Below are 14,612 nucleotides of genomic sequence, written 5' to 3'. Positions count from 1 at the left end.
CGAATGCGACGGATTCTCGTCGCTCACAGTCACTTTCAGTCCGGTCTGAAAATCGTTAAGACGGTCGGCGACGTAGGACGTAGTGACCACACAGGCGGCCGTCTCGGCGGCCGCGGGAGGCAGCGAAACGATAGGTTACAGAGACATCATTACAACTGTATTTGTATTACTACAAGAAAAGTGGGACAACAACACCACGTTTTATGATGGATGCATGAATACCGAACCTTCGTTACGAATGATGAGAGCAACGACCCGGATTGACGCCAGAATCGGTGTGTGCCAGCGGTGTACCGACGAGGTGATTCGCGCATGAGTGATGTCGAGCTCTCCGCGGCGGATCTGACGCTCCCGATCAAGCGCTCCGACGGGGACACCTTGGCGGAGCGATTGACCGACAACGCCTACGAGAACATTCTGCCGGCCCGCTATCTGCGGAAGGACGCCAACGGCGATCTGATCGAGACCCAAGAGGACCTCTTCGATCGCGTCGGCACGAACATCGCGCTGGCCGAAGCCGTCTACGAGGCCGAAAAACGCGACCTCGAGATCACCGTCACGCCCGACCAGCTAAAGCCCGACCACCCGCGACGAGACGAACTCGCCACGGAGGTCTTCGGGGAGGGTGTCACCGCGGACGACGACGTCGAGACGACGCTCACCGAGCGCAACGTCAACAAGTTCGCCTACGACACGATCGTTCCCGAACTCCCCGACGAGGTTCGAACCCACGTCGAGGACGTCGCCGAGACCTTTACCGACGGAATGGAGTCGCTCTCCTTTATGCCGAACTCGCCGACCCTGATGAACGCGGGCAACGAGCTCCAGCAGCTCTCGGCCTGTTTCGTTATGTCGCCCGACGACGACCTCTCGGACATCCACGAGACCGCCAAGAAGGCGGCCGAAGTCTTCCAGTCCGGCGGCGGCGTCGGCTACGGCTTCTGGCAGCTGCGACCCTACGGCGACTCGGTCGGCTCGACCGGCGGCATCGCGTCGGGCCCGATCACCTTCATGCGGACCTACGACCAGCTCTGTGAGACTATCGCACAGGGCGGAACCCGCCGCGGTGCCCAGATGGGCATCATGCGCGTCTCCCACCCTGACGTCATCGAGTTCATCCACGCCAAGAACAAGGACGTCTCGCTCGCTCACACGCTGCGGCTGAACGACCCGGACGACTACACTTACACCACCTTCTCGGAGGCGCTCGAGGAAGCCCGCGACCTCATCGACGAGGACGGACGCGTCCCCAAGCACCTGCGGAACGCCGTCGAGGGCCACCTCTCGAACTTCAACATCTCCGTCGGCGTCACCGACGACTTCATGGAGGCCGTCCAGAACGACGAGGAGTACACCTTCACCAACCCGCGGACCGAGGAGCCCCACATCGCCACCGAGGAGACCAAGGAAATGTACAGCCGGTACGACCTCGGCGATCACATCGAGGTCGGCGAACCGCTCTCGATCCCCGCGGAACTCGTCTGGGAGCGCATCGTCCAGGGAGCCCACGAGAACGGTGAACCGGGCGTCATCTACCTCGAGCGAGTGAACAAGGAGCACTCCTTCGACGTCGAGAAGCAAGACGACCATCGGATGCTCGCGACGAACCCCTGTGGCGAACAGCCCCTCGAGGAGTACGAGGCCTGTAACCTCGGCCACATCAACCTCTCGACGCTGGCGGACCTCGACGCGCCCGACTGGCGCGTCTGGTCCGACGAGCACGCCAACGAGTACGACAGCCAGGAAGCGGCCGTCGCGGCCTTCCTCGAGGAGGCCATCGACTTCGAGGAGTTCGACGAGCGCATCGAGTACGGCACGCGCTTTTTGGAGAACGTCGTCACGATGTCGGACTTCCCGGTCGAAGAGATCGAGGAGAAGGTCCGCGACATGCGCAAGATCGGTCTGGGCGTCATGGGCCTGGCCCAGCTGTACGTCCAGCTCGGGATCAAATACGGCAGCGACGAAGGGAACGAAGTCGCCAGCCAGCTGATGACCCACATCAACCACGGCGCGAAGGCGACGAGCCACGAACTCGCCCGCGAGCGCGGCTCCTTCAACGACTGGAACGAGTCCAAATACGCCAACCCGACGGAGTACCGCGAGTGGTTCGAGCGCCAGACCGGGGAATCCGCCGATGACTGGGAAGACGGCTTCCCGATCCGCAACCACAACGTCACGACCATCGCCCCGACCGGGACGACCTCGATGGTCGGCAACACGACGGGCGGCTGCGAGCCCATCTACAACGTCGCCTACTACAAGAACGTCACCGACGACGTACAGGGCGACGAGATGCTCGTCGAGTTCGACGACTACTTCCTCCGCGTCTTAGAGGACAACGACATCGACATCGATGCGGTCAAGGAAGAGGCCCAAGACCAGATGGCGACGAACCAGTTCGACGGCGTCGAAGGCCTCTCGACGGTGCCGGACGCGATCGGCGAACTGTTCGTTATCACGTCCGACGTCTCGGCCAAACAGCACGCAGCGGTGCAGTGTGCCTGCCAGAACGGCGTCGACTCGGCCATCTCAAAGACGGTCAACGCGCCCAACGACTCCACGCTCGAGGACGCCAAGGAGGTCTTCGAGTGGGTCTACGAGAACGGCGGGAAGGGCGTCACCTACTACCGCGACGGCACCCGATCGAAGCAGGTGCTGACGACGCGTGCCGACAACGCCGACTTCGCCGACGAGACCGAGGCCGCACAGGCCCTGGTCGAGCAGATCGACGAAATCTTCGGCGGCCTCGAGGCCTTCCTCGAGAGCCAGGAAGTTCAGGACGTCCTCGAGGAGGACGTCGACGCACTGCTCGGTGACAGCCGCCAGCCGGTTCAGGTCGACTTCACCGAGAAGCGCGAGCGACCCGACGCGCTGCAGGGCGTCAGCCAGCGCATCGACACCGGTTACGGGAAGATCTACGTAACGATCAACGAGGATCCCGAGACCGGTCAGCCGTTCGAGCTGTTCGCGAACATCGGTCACTCCGGTGGGTTCACGAACTCCTTCACCGAGGCGCTCGCGAAGGTCATCTCGACCTCGCTGCGTTCGGGCGTCGACCCCGAGGAGATCGTTGACGAACTCTGTGGCACTCGCTCGCCGAAGGTGGCCTGGGACAAGGGCGAACAGATTCAGTCCATCCCCGACGCCATCGGCACCGCGATGCGCCGGTACCTCGAGAACGAGATCGATAAGCCGTACCCGAAACAGCAGACGCTCGAGGAGTCGGCCGACGCGGATCTCAGCGAGTACAACGGGCCCGAGACCGACGGCGGCGCGGCCGCCGCGGAGGGCGGTCCGTCTGCGACTGTTGACGCCGGTGCTGACGCCGACGCTGACGACGCAACGCAGGACCTCATCGACGCCGGCGAGTCGCCGGAGTGTCCCGACTGTGGCTCGCTCGCGCTCGAGTTCAGCGAAGGATGCAAAACCTGCAATAGCTGTGGCTGGTCGGAATGCTGAGCGCTGAGTAAGGCCGTTTCTGCGCTGTATCTGCTGCCGTTTTTCTCGTCTTTGTATTTTGTGCTCCCGTTTCCACCGCTGAGCCGCGGCAACACCACACTTAGCATCGCCCGGTGAGAACACTGGCGTATGACTGCCGACGGCGGGACGGGATCGGATACTGCCGACGCGGACGGCTCCGCTGGGAGTGCCAATGTGGGCGACGCCAGTAGTACCGGCGCGGCCAACTCGAGCGAACGGTCCGCCGGTGCGCCGCGCTGTCCACACTGTGAGGCCCCGATGTACAAACGCCACTGTAAGTACGTCTGTCCCCAGCACGGGGTCATCATCGACTGCAGCGACCCCTTCCGTTGAGATCGCGGTAGTGGCGAGTCGGCTCTTTCAGCAGCCGACTCGAGCCGTGAGTCGCCCGGAACCCCTACAAGACGACGGTCTGTGGTCTCGAACAACGAATACATGTCCGCGCAACCGACGATCCTTGTCGTCGACGACGAACGGGAACTCGCCGACCTCTATGCGATGTGGGTCGGCGAGGATTATGAGGTCGTGACCGCCTACGACGGCTCCACTGCACTCGAGCGAATGAGCGACGCGATCGATATCGTCCTGCTCGACAGGCACATGCCCGACATCACCGGTGACCGGGTGCTCGAGGAGATCCGAGCGACGGGCTACGACTGCTGGGTGCTCATGGTGACCGCGGTCGATCCCGGGCTCGATATCGTCGAACTGGACATCGACGACTACCTTACGAAACCCGTCACGCGAACCCAGCTCACGCGGATCATCGAGAACCTTCGGGTCCAGTCGCGCTACGGCGACGACAACCGGCGGGAACTCGAGTCCATCTCGAACAAGATGGAGACGTTAGAGGACGAAGCGTCCATCGAGGAGCTGACCGACACCGAGGCCTACCGACGGCTCGAGTCGGATCTGAAGGAGATGAGCGATTCGCTCGTCGAAGGCCTCGACGAAGAGTACCCCCCTGGTCGATAGATCTCGGTTGGAAAACGGATTCTCTCGACGCAGTTCTCCTCCCCTATCGGAAGCCGGATTCGAAGGGCCAGTGATCGGAGCTTCCGGAATCGGAGCGCTGAGTATTGCGACGCCGGGATCGGAGCCCTCGGAATCGAAGCGTTAGCTGTCCGCCGATCGTCCCGCGTTCTCCGTCTCGTCCGGTCCCGGTCGACGCTCCCTTCGGACGGTACCGTATGCGGGGCCGGCGAGGAGGACGAGGGCAGCGGCGGCACAGACGAGCGAGAACACTACGCCGAGTTCACCGATCCCGCTCGAGGTGACCGTCGCCGCTGAGGCACCGACGACGACCGCCGCGGTCGTCCACGGGAACTCACCGATCACCGTTCCGACCACGAACTGGCGGAGCGACACGCCGCTGACCGCGGCGGCACAGGTCGCGATATCCGACGGAATCGGTGCGAGCCGCGAGGCGGTGACGCCCCGAAGCGGTCCCGCCGTTTCGTAGTAGCGTGCGACGGCGTCGCCGGCCCGCTCGAGGAGCCGGCTGCGATCGCCCTCGTTCTCAGGAGCGGGATCTCGAGTGTGAGGAGTCGTCTCCGACGCAGCCGCGTTGTCCGCGCTGAGCCAGCGAGCGGCGACGAAGACGGGGAGCACGGTCACGACCACGCCGAGGAGTGCGATCGGGAGTCCGACGGCCGCGCCGAAGCCGTAGCCGACGACGGCTGCAAGCGGCGTCGTCGGCCACGCGAGCAGCGGCCGCACGAGGTAGAGGCCGGCGACGACGAGCCCGAACAGGAGCGGGTCCGCGGTGAGCGAGTCGACGGCACCGAGCGTCGTCGACGGCGAGACGAGGAGGCCCGCAGCGACCATCGCGGTGGCCATAATGGCACCTGCGAGCGCGCGCGTCCGAGCCGACGACAGCGACATCGGTCGACAATTTCGCTCGAGTACTGAAACCTTTGTGTCTCTCGCGGTTCGATCGACGACCGCACAGCGAGCGACTCTCGTGGGACCGTGATCGCGCTCCTCGCGCTCGCGAAACGAGCGGGTCGAGTATCCGACACTCGCCGGCCGCAATTCCGTGGGACACGGCCGCAGTCGCCGACCCAAAGGAAAGGGCTTTTATAATCACGCTGGATACGATTGAGTGCAGACAGAGACCGCGAGCGTGGGTAGCCAAGCCAGGCCAACGGCGCAGCGTTGAGGGCGCTGTCCCGTAGGGGTCCGCCGGTTCAAATCCGGTCCCACGCATCGCACCGGTGGACGATGTCCACCACGACCGATGCAGGTGATCTCCCTTCGAGGACATCACCCACGCATAATTCGTTCCGATGCTACTCCCGACGAGCAACTGGTTTCTCGAAGTCAAGCACTGTCCCATAGGGGTCCGCCGATGAGCGATTGGCTTTGCCAATCGCGAATGCCGTCGTGGAGCGAAGCGGAACGACGGAAGTTCAAATCCGGTCCCACGCATCGCACCGGTGGACGATGTCCACCACGACCGATGCAGGTGATCTCCCTTCGAGGACATCACCCACGCATAATTCGTTTCGACGCTACACTGACGAGCGATAGCTTTGTGTGATACTTGTTGGAGTTGGCTCGAGTAGAGCGATGGCGAATTCTGAATCTCCGTTCCGTCTGGTATCGGAGTAAACTCCTGTACAGTAAAAGTGTGAAGGGAACAGTGAGTTCTGCGAGTGACTGAGTGAGATGAAGCGACCTGCTATCGTGACAGCAGGGAATCGCCACGCCCTCCCCAGCCGATTCATTCGCTCGCTGTACTCGCTCATTCATCCCTCGCGCAATATCGTCGGCCGCCCTCGCTTGGCTCACGGTTCCCTCCGGTCACCGTTCGCTTTCCGAGGTGCTCACTGTATTCGCACCTCGCGACGCTCGGTCTGCCGACAGCGCGCGCCACCGCACACCGGGCAACGGTCTGGAGTGATACGTGGGTTCCCTTGATCTGCCATTTCTCGAATCCTGGCTCGAGTCCAGTGCGGAGAGTAACCACTTTCCCGTTCCGCTCGAACGCTCACGTATGGAATACGTTCCTCGAGAGCGCGTGCGCCTCCTCACCGGCGTGTTGAGCGTCGTGTCGCTGGCGGTCGTCTTCGCGGCCGCGGGCGGCCGGATTCCGTCCTCGAGCGTGCCGGCGGCACCGGAGTGGGTCATCGACGCGATCCCGCTCGTCAACGCCGTGCTCAGCGCGATCGCCATCGGGACGATCACGGTCGGCTGGCGGGCGATCCGCCGCGGCGAGATCGATCGCCATCGGGCCGCAATGGTGTCCTCGTTCGGCCTGTTCGCGAGCTTTCTCGCGCTCTATCTCTACCGGCTGACCGTGACCGGCGGACCGCAGGACTTTCCGGGACCGGCGGCCGTCGAACAGTTCGTCTACCTGCCGATTCTGGCCGTTCACATCCTGTTGGCGATCGTCTGTATTCCGCTGGTGTACTACGCGCTGTTGCTCGCGCTCTCCCGTCCGGTCGCGGAGCTGCCGGAAACGAGTCACGCCCGTATCGGTCGGATCGCGGCGACGCTGTGGCTGCTCTCCTTCTCGCTCGGGATCGTCGTCTTCGTACTGCTTCACGTCATCTACTGAGGAGCGCCGTTCGAAGACGGAGATCGACCGACTCAGTCCAGAATATCGCCAATACGGCGCGGTTCGCCCTGCAGGTTCGGCTGTTCGGCGACGATCTGCAACACCTCGTGGTCGGTCACGTCGTAGTAGGATTTCTCGGTTGCCTCCTCGATGAGTTCCTGCTCGAGGCGGAACTCGGTGCCTTCATAGACGACGTCGACGCCCTCGTCGTCGAATGCGAGCGTAGTCATGGCTGGTCGTATGCAGCGGGAGTGTAAAAGCGAGGCGACTGTGTCCGACGGCTGCGAGACGCGAGCGATCGGAACGGCAGACGGGCGTCAGACGAACGACTGACGACGCGCGAGGTTTATTAGGCGGTACTCCCTTTGGATGCGAATGTGGCCTTCAGCAGGGATCCGCTCGACGAACTCGTCGTTCCCGACGGGACGGAAGCCCAGGAGCGCGACCTCGTAACGGACGGGGACGTCCTCGTGGGCGGCCGTTCGACCATCGAGTTCGGCGTCCGCGGCCGAAACGTACTGGCGGGCGAGAGCGCCGAGTTTCGCGGTGCGATCGAGGCCGACGGCGACTGCCGACTCGACATGTGGTGTGACGTCGCGGAAAACGTACTCGTCGGGCAGGACGCCTATATCGGCGAGCGCGTCCACATCGGCGGGAAGCTGAAAGTCGCGGGCGACCTCGATATCGGCGACGACGTCGAAATCGAGGAGGGGTTCGAGGCCAACGGCTGGATCGTCATTCGGAACCCGATGCCGACGATCGTGTTGCTCTTCGTCTACCTCAAACACCTCCTCCTGATCGGCGAAGAAGACGCTGCCCAACGGCTCATCTCCGAACTCGTCGACGAGGAAGACGACGAGCCGGAAACCGATCCGCTCATCATCCCTCGGAACGCGACCGTCGGTGATGACGCCTGGCGGGTCTCCACGCCCGCGACGATCGGCGACGACTGCCGACTTCACGGCAACGTCCGCGCGGAGACGATCGACGTCGGTGCCGATTGCAACGTCTTCGGGAGTCTTCGGGCCCGCGGCGACGTCACCGTCGGCGACGGAACCCGCATCCACGGTGACGTCACCACTCGAGACGGCGACGTCACCATCGACCATGACGCTCGCATCCTCGGCGACGTCTCCTGTGACGACCTCGAGCTTGGTCCCGACGCCGAGGTCGACGGCACGATCCGTGCCGACGGCGAGATCACGATGCGGACGACCGAACGCGAACGCGAGTAACGCGAGCCGTCCCCGCCGCTACGTTCGATCCATCCTCCGCCGCTACGTTCGATCCATCCTCCGCCGCTACGTTCGATCCATCCTCCGCCGCTACGTTCGATCCGTCCCAGATCCCTGTCGAAGCGCTTGCTACCACGGGTCGCCCCTCTGATTCAATTTGGCTTTTGGAAACGGACACCTCCGAATACCACCCCCTATCGGCGATTTTGACCCCTATTCTTAATACTGATAATATGAAAAGGTCCCACAGGCATGGTAAACACAGACACACACAGGCGGAGGTATTCATGCGGTCAATCGTACTGACGAAAGGCGTTCCGGACTTCTCGGAGGGTGCCGTCTCGTTCGACGAGGACGGCCACTTAGAGCGCGGGAAGACGCCGACGGTGATGAATCCGAACGACGAGTTCGCGCTGCAGGCAGCGCTCCAGACCACGGTACGCCACGGCGGCCACGTCACGGGGATGAGTATGGGACCGCCGGGGTACGCCGACGTCCTGAAGGGGGCGATGGAGACGGTCTACACCGACGACAGCTACCTACTTTCCGATCGGGAACTGGCCGCTTCCGACACGTGGGCGACTGCGATCACGCTCAGCGCCGGCCTCGAGACCTATCAGGAGAACGTTGCCGACGTCGACATCGTGTTCGCGGGGTTCAAAACGGCGGACGGCGAGACCGGACAGACCGGACCCCAGACCTGCTGGGCCATGGACTGGCCGATCGTCACCCACGTGGTCGCGCTCGACATCGACCCCGAGGAACGGACGCTCCGCGCGAAACGACTCGTCGAGGGCGACGTCGACGAGATCGAGACGGTCGAAGCGCCCTTACCCTGTTTCGTCGTCACCGATCCCGAGTTCGAGCCGACGTATCGAAAGGCTTCACACAGGCTGACGCACAAAGCACTGCGAGCCGAAACCGAAGAGCGAGCCACCGAGCACGAGGAGTACCTGACGACGTGGGATCACGAGGACCTGAACCTCGATCCCGACTACATCGGACTTGACGGCTCGCCGACCATCGTCTCGTCGGTCGATCCGATCCCCAAAGCGCCCTCGGAACGGGAGGCGACGATGATCGATCCCGACGGCGGCATGAGCGAGGTACTCGAGGAGATGCAGCCCTACGCCGCGGAGGCGGGTGATTGAAATGACGGCGATCGATCCGGACGATCACACGGTCGACGAACTGACCGCGGAACTCGACACCGTAGACGACGAGGACGAACTGCAGGCGATCCTCGAGGCCGAACGAGCGGGTCAGGACCGGGCGACGGCCCGCGAGGCGGTCCACCAGCGACTCGCGGAGATCGGTGCCGACGGCGACGAGAGCGACGGTGTCGAGGAGGGAACGGAGACGGAAGGCGAGTACGAGGAGACGAAAGAGGACGTCGGTGAGGAAGCGCAAGACGATGCGGCGGAAGCGGCGGATGACGAACCGGCGGAAGCGGCAGACGATGAACCAGCGGAAGACGACGGCCTCTCACATCCCACCCGCGACAAGAAACACGTCCGGGCGCTCGCGGACGGCGACTACGCGGACTTGTGGGTGTTCTGTGAGACCCAAGGCGGCGAATTGCTCGAGGTCTCAAAGGAGATGCTCGGCAAGGGCCGCGAACTGATGGATCAGTTCGCGGACGATTACGGCGACGAGGAGCGCGTCGTCGCGTTCCTGATGGGCGACGACTGCGAGGGCCTCGCTGAGGAGTGCATCGCCTACGGTGCCGATGTGGCCGTCTATCACGAAGACGAGCGCCTCGAGCGATTCCTCCACAAGCCCTACACCGAAATATCGGCACACATGGCTCGCGGCGAGGGGACCGTCGAGAGCACCGACTGGCGCGATTACGACAAACCGCGCTACGTCCTGTTCCCGGCGACGAACAACGGGCGGGACCTCTCGGCGAAGGTCCAGGCCGAACTCGACTCCGGACTCGCTTCGGACTGTTCGGACCTGTTCATCGAAGAGAACGAGATCTCGAACCCGGTCAAAACCGGCGAACCCGGAGTCAAGAAGACCGTCAAAAAGGTCCTGCACATGAAGCGACCGGACTTCTCCGGGTTCGAGTACTCGACGATCCTCTGTCTCGACAACCCGGATCGGGACTTCCACCCACAAGGGTGTTCAGTGATTCCGGGCAGCTTCGACCCGATCGAGCGCGACCCCGACCGGGAGGGACTCGTCGTCGAACACGACATGGCCCTCGAGGACGACTGGTTCCGCGTCGAGATCACCGAATACGACCGGCTCGAGGCCGGAATCGACCTCACCGGTCACGACGTAATCGTCTGTCTCGGCCGCGGAATCGCCGACGATCCGACCGAGGGGATGGAACTCGGCCTCGATCTGGTCGACGCGTTCGATGACGCCGAACTCGGCATCACGCGGGGGATCGTCACCTCCTCCTACCAGTTCGAGGGCCACGTCGAACAGTACTCGAAAGAGGAACGCCAGATCGGCGAGACCGGCCAGGTCGTCGCGCCCGACGTGTACATCGCGGCGGGCGTCTCTGGCGCGGTCCAGCACAAGGTCGGGATGGACGAGTCCGACACCATCGTCGCGATCAACACCGACCCCGACGCCCGGATCCGGGACTTCTCGGATTACTTCGTCGAGGGCGACCTCTTCGACGTTCTGCCGCGTCTCACGGCGGCCGTCGAATCCGGTGAAACAGCTCTCGAGCCCGAGGCCGTCGCCGACGGAGGTGACGAGTGATGGCGGCAGCGACGAACACCTACGAACAGTACGAGGCCGTCGTCGTCGGCTGTGGCCCCGGCGGGGCCGCGGCGGCCGCGCGGCTGGCCGATCACGGCATCGAGACGCTCGTCTTAGAGCGCGGGACCGAAGCGGGCTCGAAGAACGTTTCCGGCGGGCTGCTCTACGCCGAGGATTCAGCCCCCTACACGCTCGACGACCTCTTCGACGGCTTCCGCGAGGAAGCCGCCGAGCGGCCGGTCACGGACTACTACATCCACAACGTGGCCGGAAACTCGGTCAAGACCTACGATCTGGCCGATCTCCACGAACACGACACCGACTGGTGTGATGCCGTCCTCCGCCGCGAGATGGACTCCTGGCTCGAGAAGCGCGTCCACGAGAAGACGAGCGAGACCGGCGGCGGCGTCCTGACGAACGTGCGGGTGAACGGTCTGCTCGAGGAGAACGGAGAGATCGTCGGCGTCACCTGCGACGAACTCGACCCGATCAAAGCCGATCTGATCGTCGCAGCCGACGGCGTCAACTCCGAACTCGCCCGCGAGGCGGGGCTGATGGACTGGCAGGAGCCCGACGAGTGGTTCCAGGGCGTCAAGGCCGTCGTCGATATGGATCCCGACGCGATCGACGACCGGTTCGATATCGGGCCGGACGAGGGTGCGGCCCACCTGTTCTCGGGCGACCTCTTCGAGGACGTCCGAGGTGGCGGATTCCTCTACACAAACGAGGAGTCGCTCTCGATCGGGACCGTCTTCCACCTCGACAGTCTCGTCGAGCAGGAGGCCGAACCCCACGAACTGCTCGATGCGCTGTTGACCCACCCGCTGCTGGCGGGCTGGTTCAAAAACGAGTATCACGAGCGCGAGTACGCGGCGAAGCTCGTCCCCGACTCGAAGAAGGTCGCCCACCGCGAGCCCTATCGCGATCGACTCGTGCTCGTCGGCGACGCCGCCGGCCAGATGCAGGCCCAGGGGCCGATCATCAAGGGAATGAACCACGCCGTCACCGCCGGCGCGCTCGCCGCCGATGCCTTCGCCGTCACCCGCGGCAACAGCGATCCGGACGCTGCGGGCCGCCGATACACGAAGATGCTCGAGGACTCGGGGACGATGGACAAGCTCCGCCCCCGGCGGTACGAGCTGAGCCGGACCGTCGGCGAACACGACACCGTTACCGCGGCGGTCGAACGGGTGCTCGAGTCCCCGATCGGCTCGCTCGCGGTCGGCAATCCGATCGCGGACCGGCTGCTCCAGCGGGCGTACAACTCGCCGTTCCTCGTCTCGATGCTCCCCGATACGAAGACCGGCTACGTCTCCCTGCCGACGCTGATCGCGGAGGAGCACGGCAAGACGATCCACTGGGAGAGCGAGATCGAACCGCCCACCCTCGAGGAGCGCATCGGCGACCTGACCTACGATACCGACGTGGGCAATCCCCACATCGAACTCCGAGACGAATCCTATGCCGCCAGCGGCGCAGCCGTCAGCGCCTGTCCGGTTAGCGCCGAGGACTTCGGCGGCGGCTGTTACCGCTCGGAGACGGTCAAAACGAACGGCAGCGAGGAGACGCTTGTCAGTCTCGACACGCAACCCTGCGTCGAGTGTGGCACCTGTGCGATCGTCGCCGATACCGAGTGGGAACACCCACAAGGCGGCAAGGGCGTCGAGTACCGCGAGGGATAGGATGAGCCGATACGGTCCCCGGATCGCCGCGCTCGCCCGCCGGGCCGAGCGCGAGCGGGCGGCGCTCGACACCGACGGTTCGGACGGCGAGACGGCCGTCGATCCGAGTCCGGACACCGCTGATACGTACCTGCGCGAGGGAGCGGGTCAGGCCATCTGGCTCTACGTCGAAGCCCGCACCGGCGGCCGACTGGTGCCGTTTACCGAACCCGAGTTCGAGGCGCTCGAGACCGCGATGAACCGCTGGCTCGAGTGTTACACGCGCTGTCACGGCGTCGACCTCGAGGCGGCGTTTACGGTCCGGGAGGCGGCGGAACTGCTGCTCGAAACGCGAAACATCGTCGACACGGCCCAGTTGCTGACCCGCGTCCCGAAACGCGACCGGGCGTCGCCGCCGACCGGGTAGCAACCCGGGCCGGTACCGACGGACAGGGCAATGTGAGAAATGCCCGCAAATTCCGCGCAGACCGGCTCGTACTTGAGTCCCACGCAGTAGACGGGTATTCGACTATTCCCGTTGAGCGCAAAGTCAGCCCGATGGCACGAGACGATCGGTTATCCCGACGGCGAATGCTTCAGTTGACAGGTGTCGCGGCTTCAACGGCAGTCGTTGCGGGCTGTGGTGGCGGTGGCAACGGCAACGGCAACGGCAACGGCGGTAACGGAGACAATGGGGACACGACGATCGAGCCCGGCACGCAGATCGAGTTCGACGGGCAGACGGCCGGCTGGCTCGGCATCGCGCCCGACTCGATCGCGGACGCGGAGAACCCGACGCTCGTCCTCCAGGAGGGAGAAACCTACGAGATCGGGTGGACGACCGGCGACGGCGCCCGGCACAACATCGAAATCCGCGACGAAAACGACGAGGTCATCGATGATCTTCAGACGGAAATCGTCACCGAACCCGAAGACCAGTGGCTCGAGTTCGAGGCCAGCAGCGAGATGGTCACGTACATCTGCCAGGTCCACCCGACGACGATGATCGGCGATATCCAGGTCGAAAGCGGCGACGGTGGCGGCGGAACTGACAACGAAACGGACGGCAACGAAACGGACGGCAACGAGACGATGGGGAACGAGACGGACGGCAACGAGTCGATGGGGAACGAAACGGACGGCAACGAATCCGAGTAACTCGGTTCTCGAGCGGGGCGTTCAGTAGATGAGCTCGTCGTCGTTTTCGACCATATAGAGCGTCCGCGCGGCGATGTTGACCGCGTGGTCGCCGACGCGCTCGAGGTCGCGAATCGTCAACAGGAGCCGCGAGACGTCCTGGAGTAACCGTTCGACCTCGTTCGGCGAATCGAGTTCGCGCTCGATGAGGTCGCGAACGACGATCTCGCTTGCGCGTTCGGCGAACTGATCGAGTTCGTCGTCGCGGGCCGCGAGTTCTCGACAGGTTTCGGTGTCCTCGGTATCGTAGGCGAGCATCGCGTCCTCGAGCATGTCGAGAGTGAGATCGCCCATCTCCTGGACGTCGACATCGGGGAACAGGTCCTGTTCGGCGTCAAACGTGTACTCGCCGAGGTTGGTCGCGAGGTCGGCGATCCGCTCGAGATCGGTGATGATCTTGAACGAGGCGGCGATGAATCGCAGGTCGCTCGCCACCGGCTGTTGCAGCGCAAGCAGGTCGATACAGTCCTGCTCGAGATCGAGATACATCCGGTTGATCTCGCCGTCGCCCTCGATCACTTCCCGGGCGAGGTCTTCATCTTTCTGCTCGAGGGCGTCGAGTCCCATGCGAAGTCGTTCCATGACGACTTCACTCATGTAGAGCACATCCTCACGGAGCTCCGTGAGCTTCTCCTGGTAGGATTTTCTGGCCATGATGCACGCACCTGTCCGGGCGAAGATATAGCTTGTGCTCACTGGCCGACGAGCGGCGACCTTGCGACGCTCGGTTTCGTCTGCACGGCGGTCGAATCCGTCGAC

General features: G+C 63.8%; 13 protein-coding genes and 1 tRNA gene. 11 read left to right on the top strand and 3 right to left on the bottom strand.

Annotated elements, in window-relative coordinates; genetic code table 11:
- The first annotated feature begins 312 nt into the window (after positions 1 to 312).
- The 3 genes from ACEWFR_RS16580 (at position 313) to ACEWFR_RS16570 (ending at position 4,455) form a co-directional block, all read left to right on the top strand.
- On the top strand, positions 313 to 3,459 hold the full coding sequence (locus tag ACEWFR_RS16580) for an adenosylcobalamin-dependent ribonucleoside-diphosphate reductase (RefSeq protein ID WP_374062094.1): 3,147 nt from the start codon (positions 313 to 315) through the stop codon (positions 3,457 to 3,459).
- Between the two features lie 195 nt (positions 3,460 to 3,654).
- Positions 3,655 to 3,813: an HVO_2523 family zinc finger protein gene (locus ACEWFR_RS16575; RefSeq protein ID WP_374062184.1), complete on the top strand. Its 159-nt coding sequence runs from the start codon at positions 3,655 to 3,657 to the stop codon at positions 3,811 to 3,813.
- 102 nt (positions 3,814 to 3,915) lie between these two features.
- Positions 3,916 to 4,455 carry a response regulator gene (locus ACEWFR_RS16570; RefSeq protein WP_374062093.1) on the top strand — a complete coding sequence of 180 codons (540 nt, stop codon included), beginning with the start codon at positions 3,916 to 3,918 and terminating at the stop codon, positions 4,453 to 4,455.
- Between the two features lie 141 nt (positions 4,456 to 4,596).
- On the opposite strand, the gene ACEWFR_RS16565 is transcribed toward ACEWFR_RS16570, so the two are convergent.
- A complete protein-coding gene (locus ACEWFR_RS16565) occupies positions 4,597 to 5,364 on the bottom strand; it encodes a TVP38/TMEM64 family protein (protein ID WP_374062092.1) in 768 nt (255 codons plus the stop codon).
- 239 nt (positions 5,365 to 5,603) lie between these two features.
- Between ACEWFR_RS16565 and ACEWFR_RS16560 the strand changes: the two genes are divergently transcribed.
- A tRNA-Leu gene (locus ACEWFR_RS16560) sits at positions 5,604 to 5,688 on the top strand.
- Between the two features lie 790 nt (positions 5,689 to 6,478).
- On the top strand, positions 6,479 to 7,042 hold the full coding sequence (locus ACEWFR_RS16555; protein ID WP_374062091.1) for a DUF420 domain-containing protein: 564 nt from the start codon (positions 6,479 to 6,481) through the stop codon (positions 7,040 to 7,042).
- 32 nt (positions 7,043 to 7,074) lie between these two features.
- Here the strand turns inward: ACEWFR_RS16555 and ACEWFR_RS16550 are convergent, their stop codons facing one another.
- The gene (locus tag ACEWFR_RS16550; RefSeq protein WP_098726116.1) at positions 7,075 to 7,272 is read right to left on the bottom strand and encodes a DUF5800 family protein; all 198 of its coding nucleotides are present in this window, start codon (positions 7,270 to 7,272) and stop codon (positions 7,075 to 7,077) included.
- Positions 7,273 to 7,419: 147 nt separating this feature from the next.
- Between ACEWFR_RS16550 and ACEWFR_RS16545 the strand changes: the two genes are divergently transcribed.
- From ACEWFR_RS16545 to ACEWFR_RS16520, 6 genes are all read left to right on the top strand, one after another.
- Positions 7,420 to 8,277: a polymer-forming cytoskeletal protein gene (locus tag ACEWFR_RS16545; protein ID WP_374062090.1), complete on the top strand. Its 858-nt coding sequence runs from the start codon at positions 7,420 to 7,422 to the stop codon at positions 8,275 to 8,277.
- 287 nt (positions 8,278 to 8,564) lie between these two features.
- Positions 8,565 to 9,428, top strand: coding sequence for an electron transfer flavoprotein subunit beta/FixA family protein (locus ACEWFR_RS16540; RefSeq protein ID WP_374062089.1), 864 nt, complete (start codon positions 8,565 to 8,567; stop codon positions 9,426 to 9,428).
- Between the two features lies 1 nt (position 9,429).
- Complete coding sequence (locus ACEWFR_RS16535; RefSeq protein WP_374062088.1) at positions 9,430 to 10,995, top strand: electron transfer flavoprotein subunit alpha/FixB family protein; 1,566 nt, start codon at positions 9,430 to 9,432, stop codon at positions 10,993 to 10,995.
- Positions 10,995 to 12,677, top strand: coding sequence for an FAD-dependent monooxygenase (locus ACEWFR_RS16530; protein WP_374062087.1), 1,683 nt, complete (start codon positions 10,995 to 10,997; stop codon positions 12,675 to 12,677). The genes ACEWFR_RS16535 and ACEWFR_RS16530 overlap by 1 nt, the downstream gene beginning before the upstream one ends.
- 1 nt (position 12,678) lies before the next feature.
- Positions 12,679 to 13,083, top strand: coding sequence for a hypothetical protein (locus tag ACEWFR_RS16525; RefSeq protein WP_374062086.1), 405 nt, complete (start codon positions 12,679 to 12,681; stop codon positions 13,081 to 13,083).
- A 164-nt stretch (positions 13,084 to 13,247) separates the two neighbouring features.
- A complete protein-coding gene (locus ACEWFR_RS16520) occupies positions 13,248 to 13,814 on the top strand; it encodes a hypothetical protein (RefSeq protein WP_374062183.1) in 567 nt (188 codons plus the stop codon).
- Positions 13,815 to 13,835: 21 nt separating this feature from the next.
- Here ACEWFR_RS16520 and phoU read toward each other — a convergent pair whose 3' ends face one another.
- Entirely contained in the window at positions 13,836 to 14,507 is a 672-nt protein-coding gene (phoU, locus tag ACEWFR_RS16515) for a phosphate signaling complex protein PhoU (RefSeq protein WP_374062085.1), read from the bottom strand.
- Between the last annotated feature and the right edge of the window lie 105 nt (positions 14,508 to 14,612).

Source organism: Natrinema sp. H-ect4 (assembly GCF_041894845.1).
Classification (GTDB): domain Archaea; phylum Halobacteriota; class Halobacteria; order Halobacteriales; family Natrialbaceae; genus Natrinema.
This window is presented reverse-complemented; position numbering and strand designations above follow the sequence as displayed.

Coding starts and splice junctions, on each gene's coding strand:
- phoU (WP_374062085.1), bottom strand. CDS start 14,507: ATGGCCAGAAAATCCTACCAGGAGAAGCTCACGGAGCTCCGTGAGGAT.
- ACEWFR_RS16570 (WP_374062093.1), top strand. CDS start 3,916: ATGTCCGCGCAACCGACGATCCTTGTCGTCGACGACGAACGGGAACTC.
- ACEWFR_RS16520 (WP_374062183.1), top strand. CDS start 13,248: ATGCTTCAGTTGACAGGTGTCGCGGCTTCAACGGCAGTCGTTGCGGGC.
- ACEWFR_RS16565 (WP_374062092.1), bottom strand. CDS start 5,364: ATGTCGCTGTCGTCGGCTCGGACGCGCGCGCTCGCAGGTGCCATTATG.
- ACEWFR_RS16580 (WP_374062094.1), top strand. CDS start 313: ATGAGTGATGTCGAGCTCTCCGCGGCGGATCTGACGCTCCCGATCAAG.
- ACEWFR_RS16530 (WP_374062087.1), top strand. CDS start 10,995: ATGGCGGCAGCGACGAACACCTACGAACAGTACGAGGCCGTCGTCGTC.
- ACEWFR_RS16525 (WP_374062086.1), top strand. CDS start 12,679: ATGAGCCGATACGGTCCCCGGATCGCCGCGCTCGCCCGCCGGGCCGAG.
- ACEWFR_RS16535 (WP_374062088.1), top strand. CDS start 9,430: ATGACGGCGATCGATCCGGACGATCACACGGTCGACGAACTGACCGCG.
- ACEWFR_RS16550 (WP_098726116.1), bottom strand. CDS start 7,272: ATGACTACGCTCGCATTCGACGACGAGGGCGTCGACGTCGTCTATGAA.
- ACEWFR_RS16540 (WP_374062089.1), top strand. CDS start 8,565: ATGCGGTCAATCGTACTGACGAAAGGCGTTCCGGACTTCTCGGAGGGT.
- ACEWFR_RS16555 (WP_374062091.1), top strand. CDS start 6,479: ATGGAATACGTTCCTCGAGAGCGCGTGCGCCTCCTCACCGGCGTGTTG.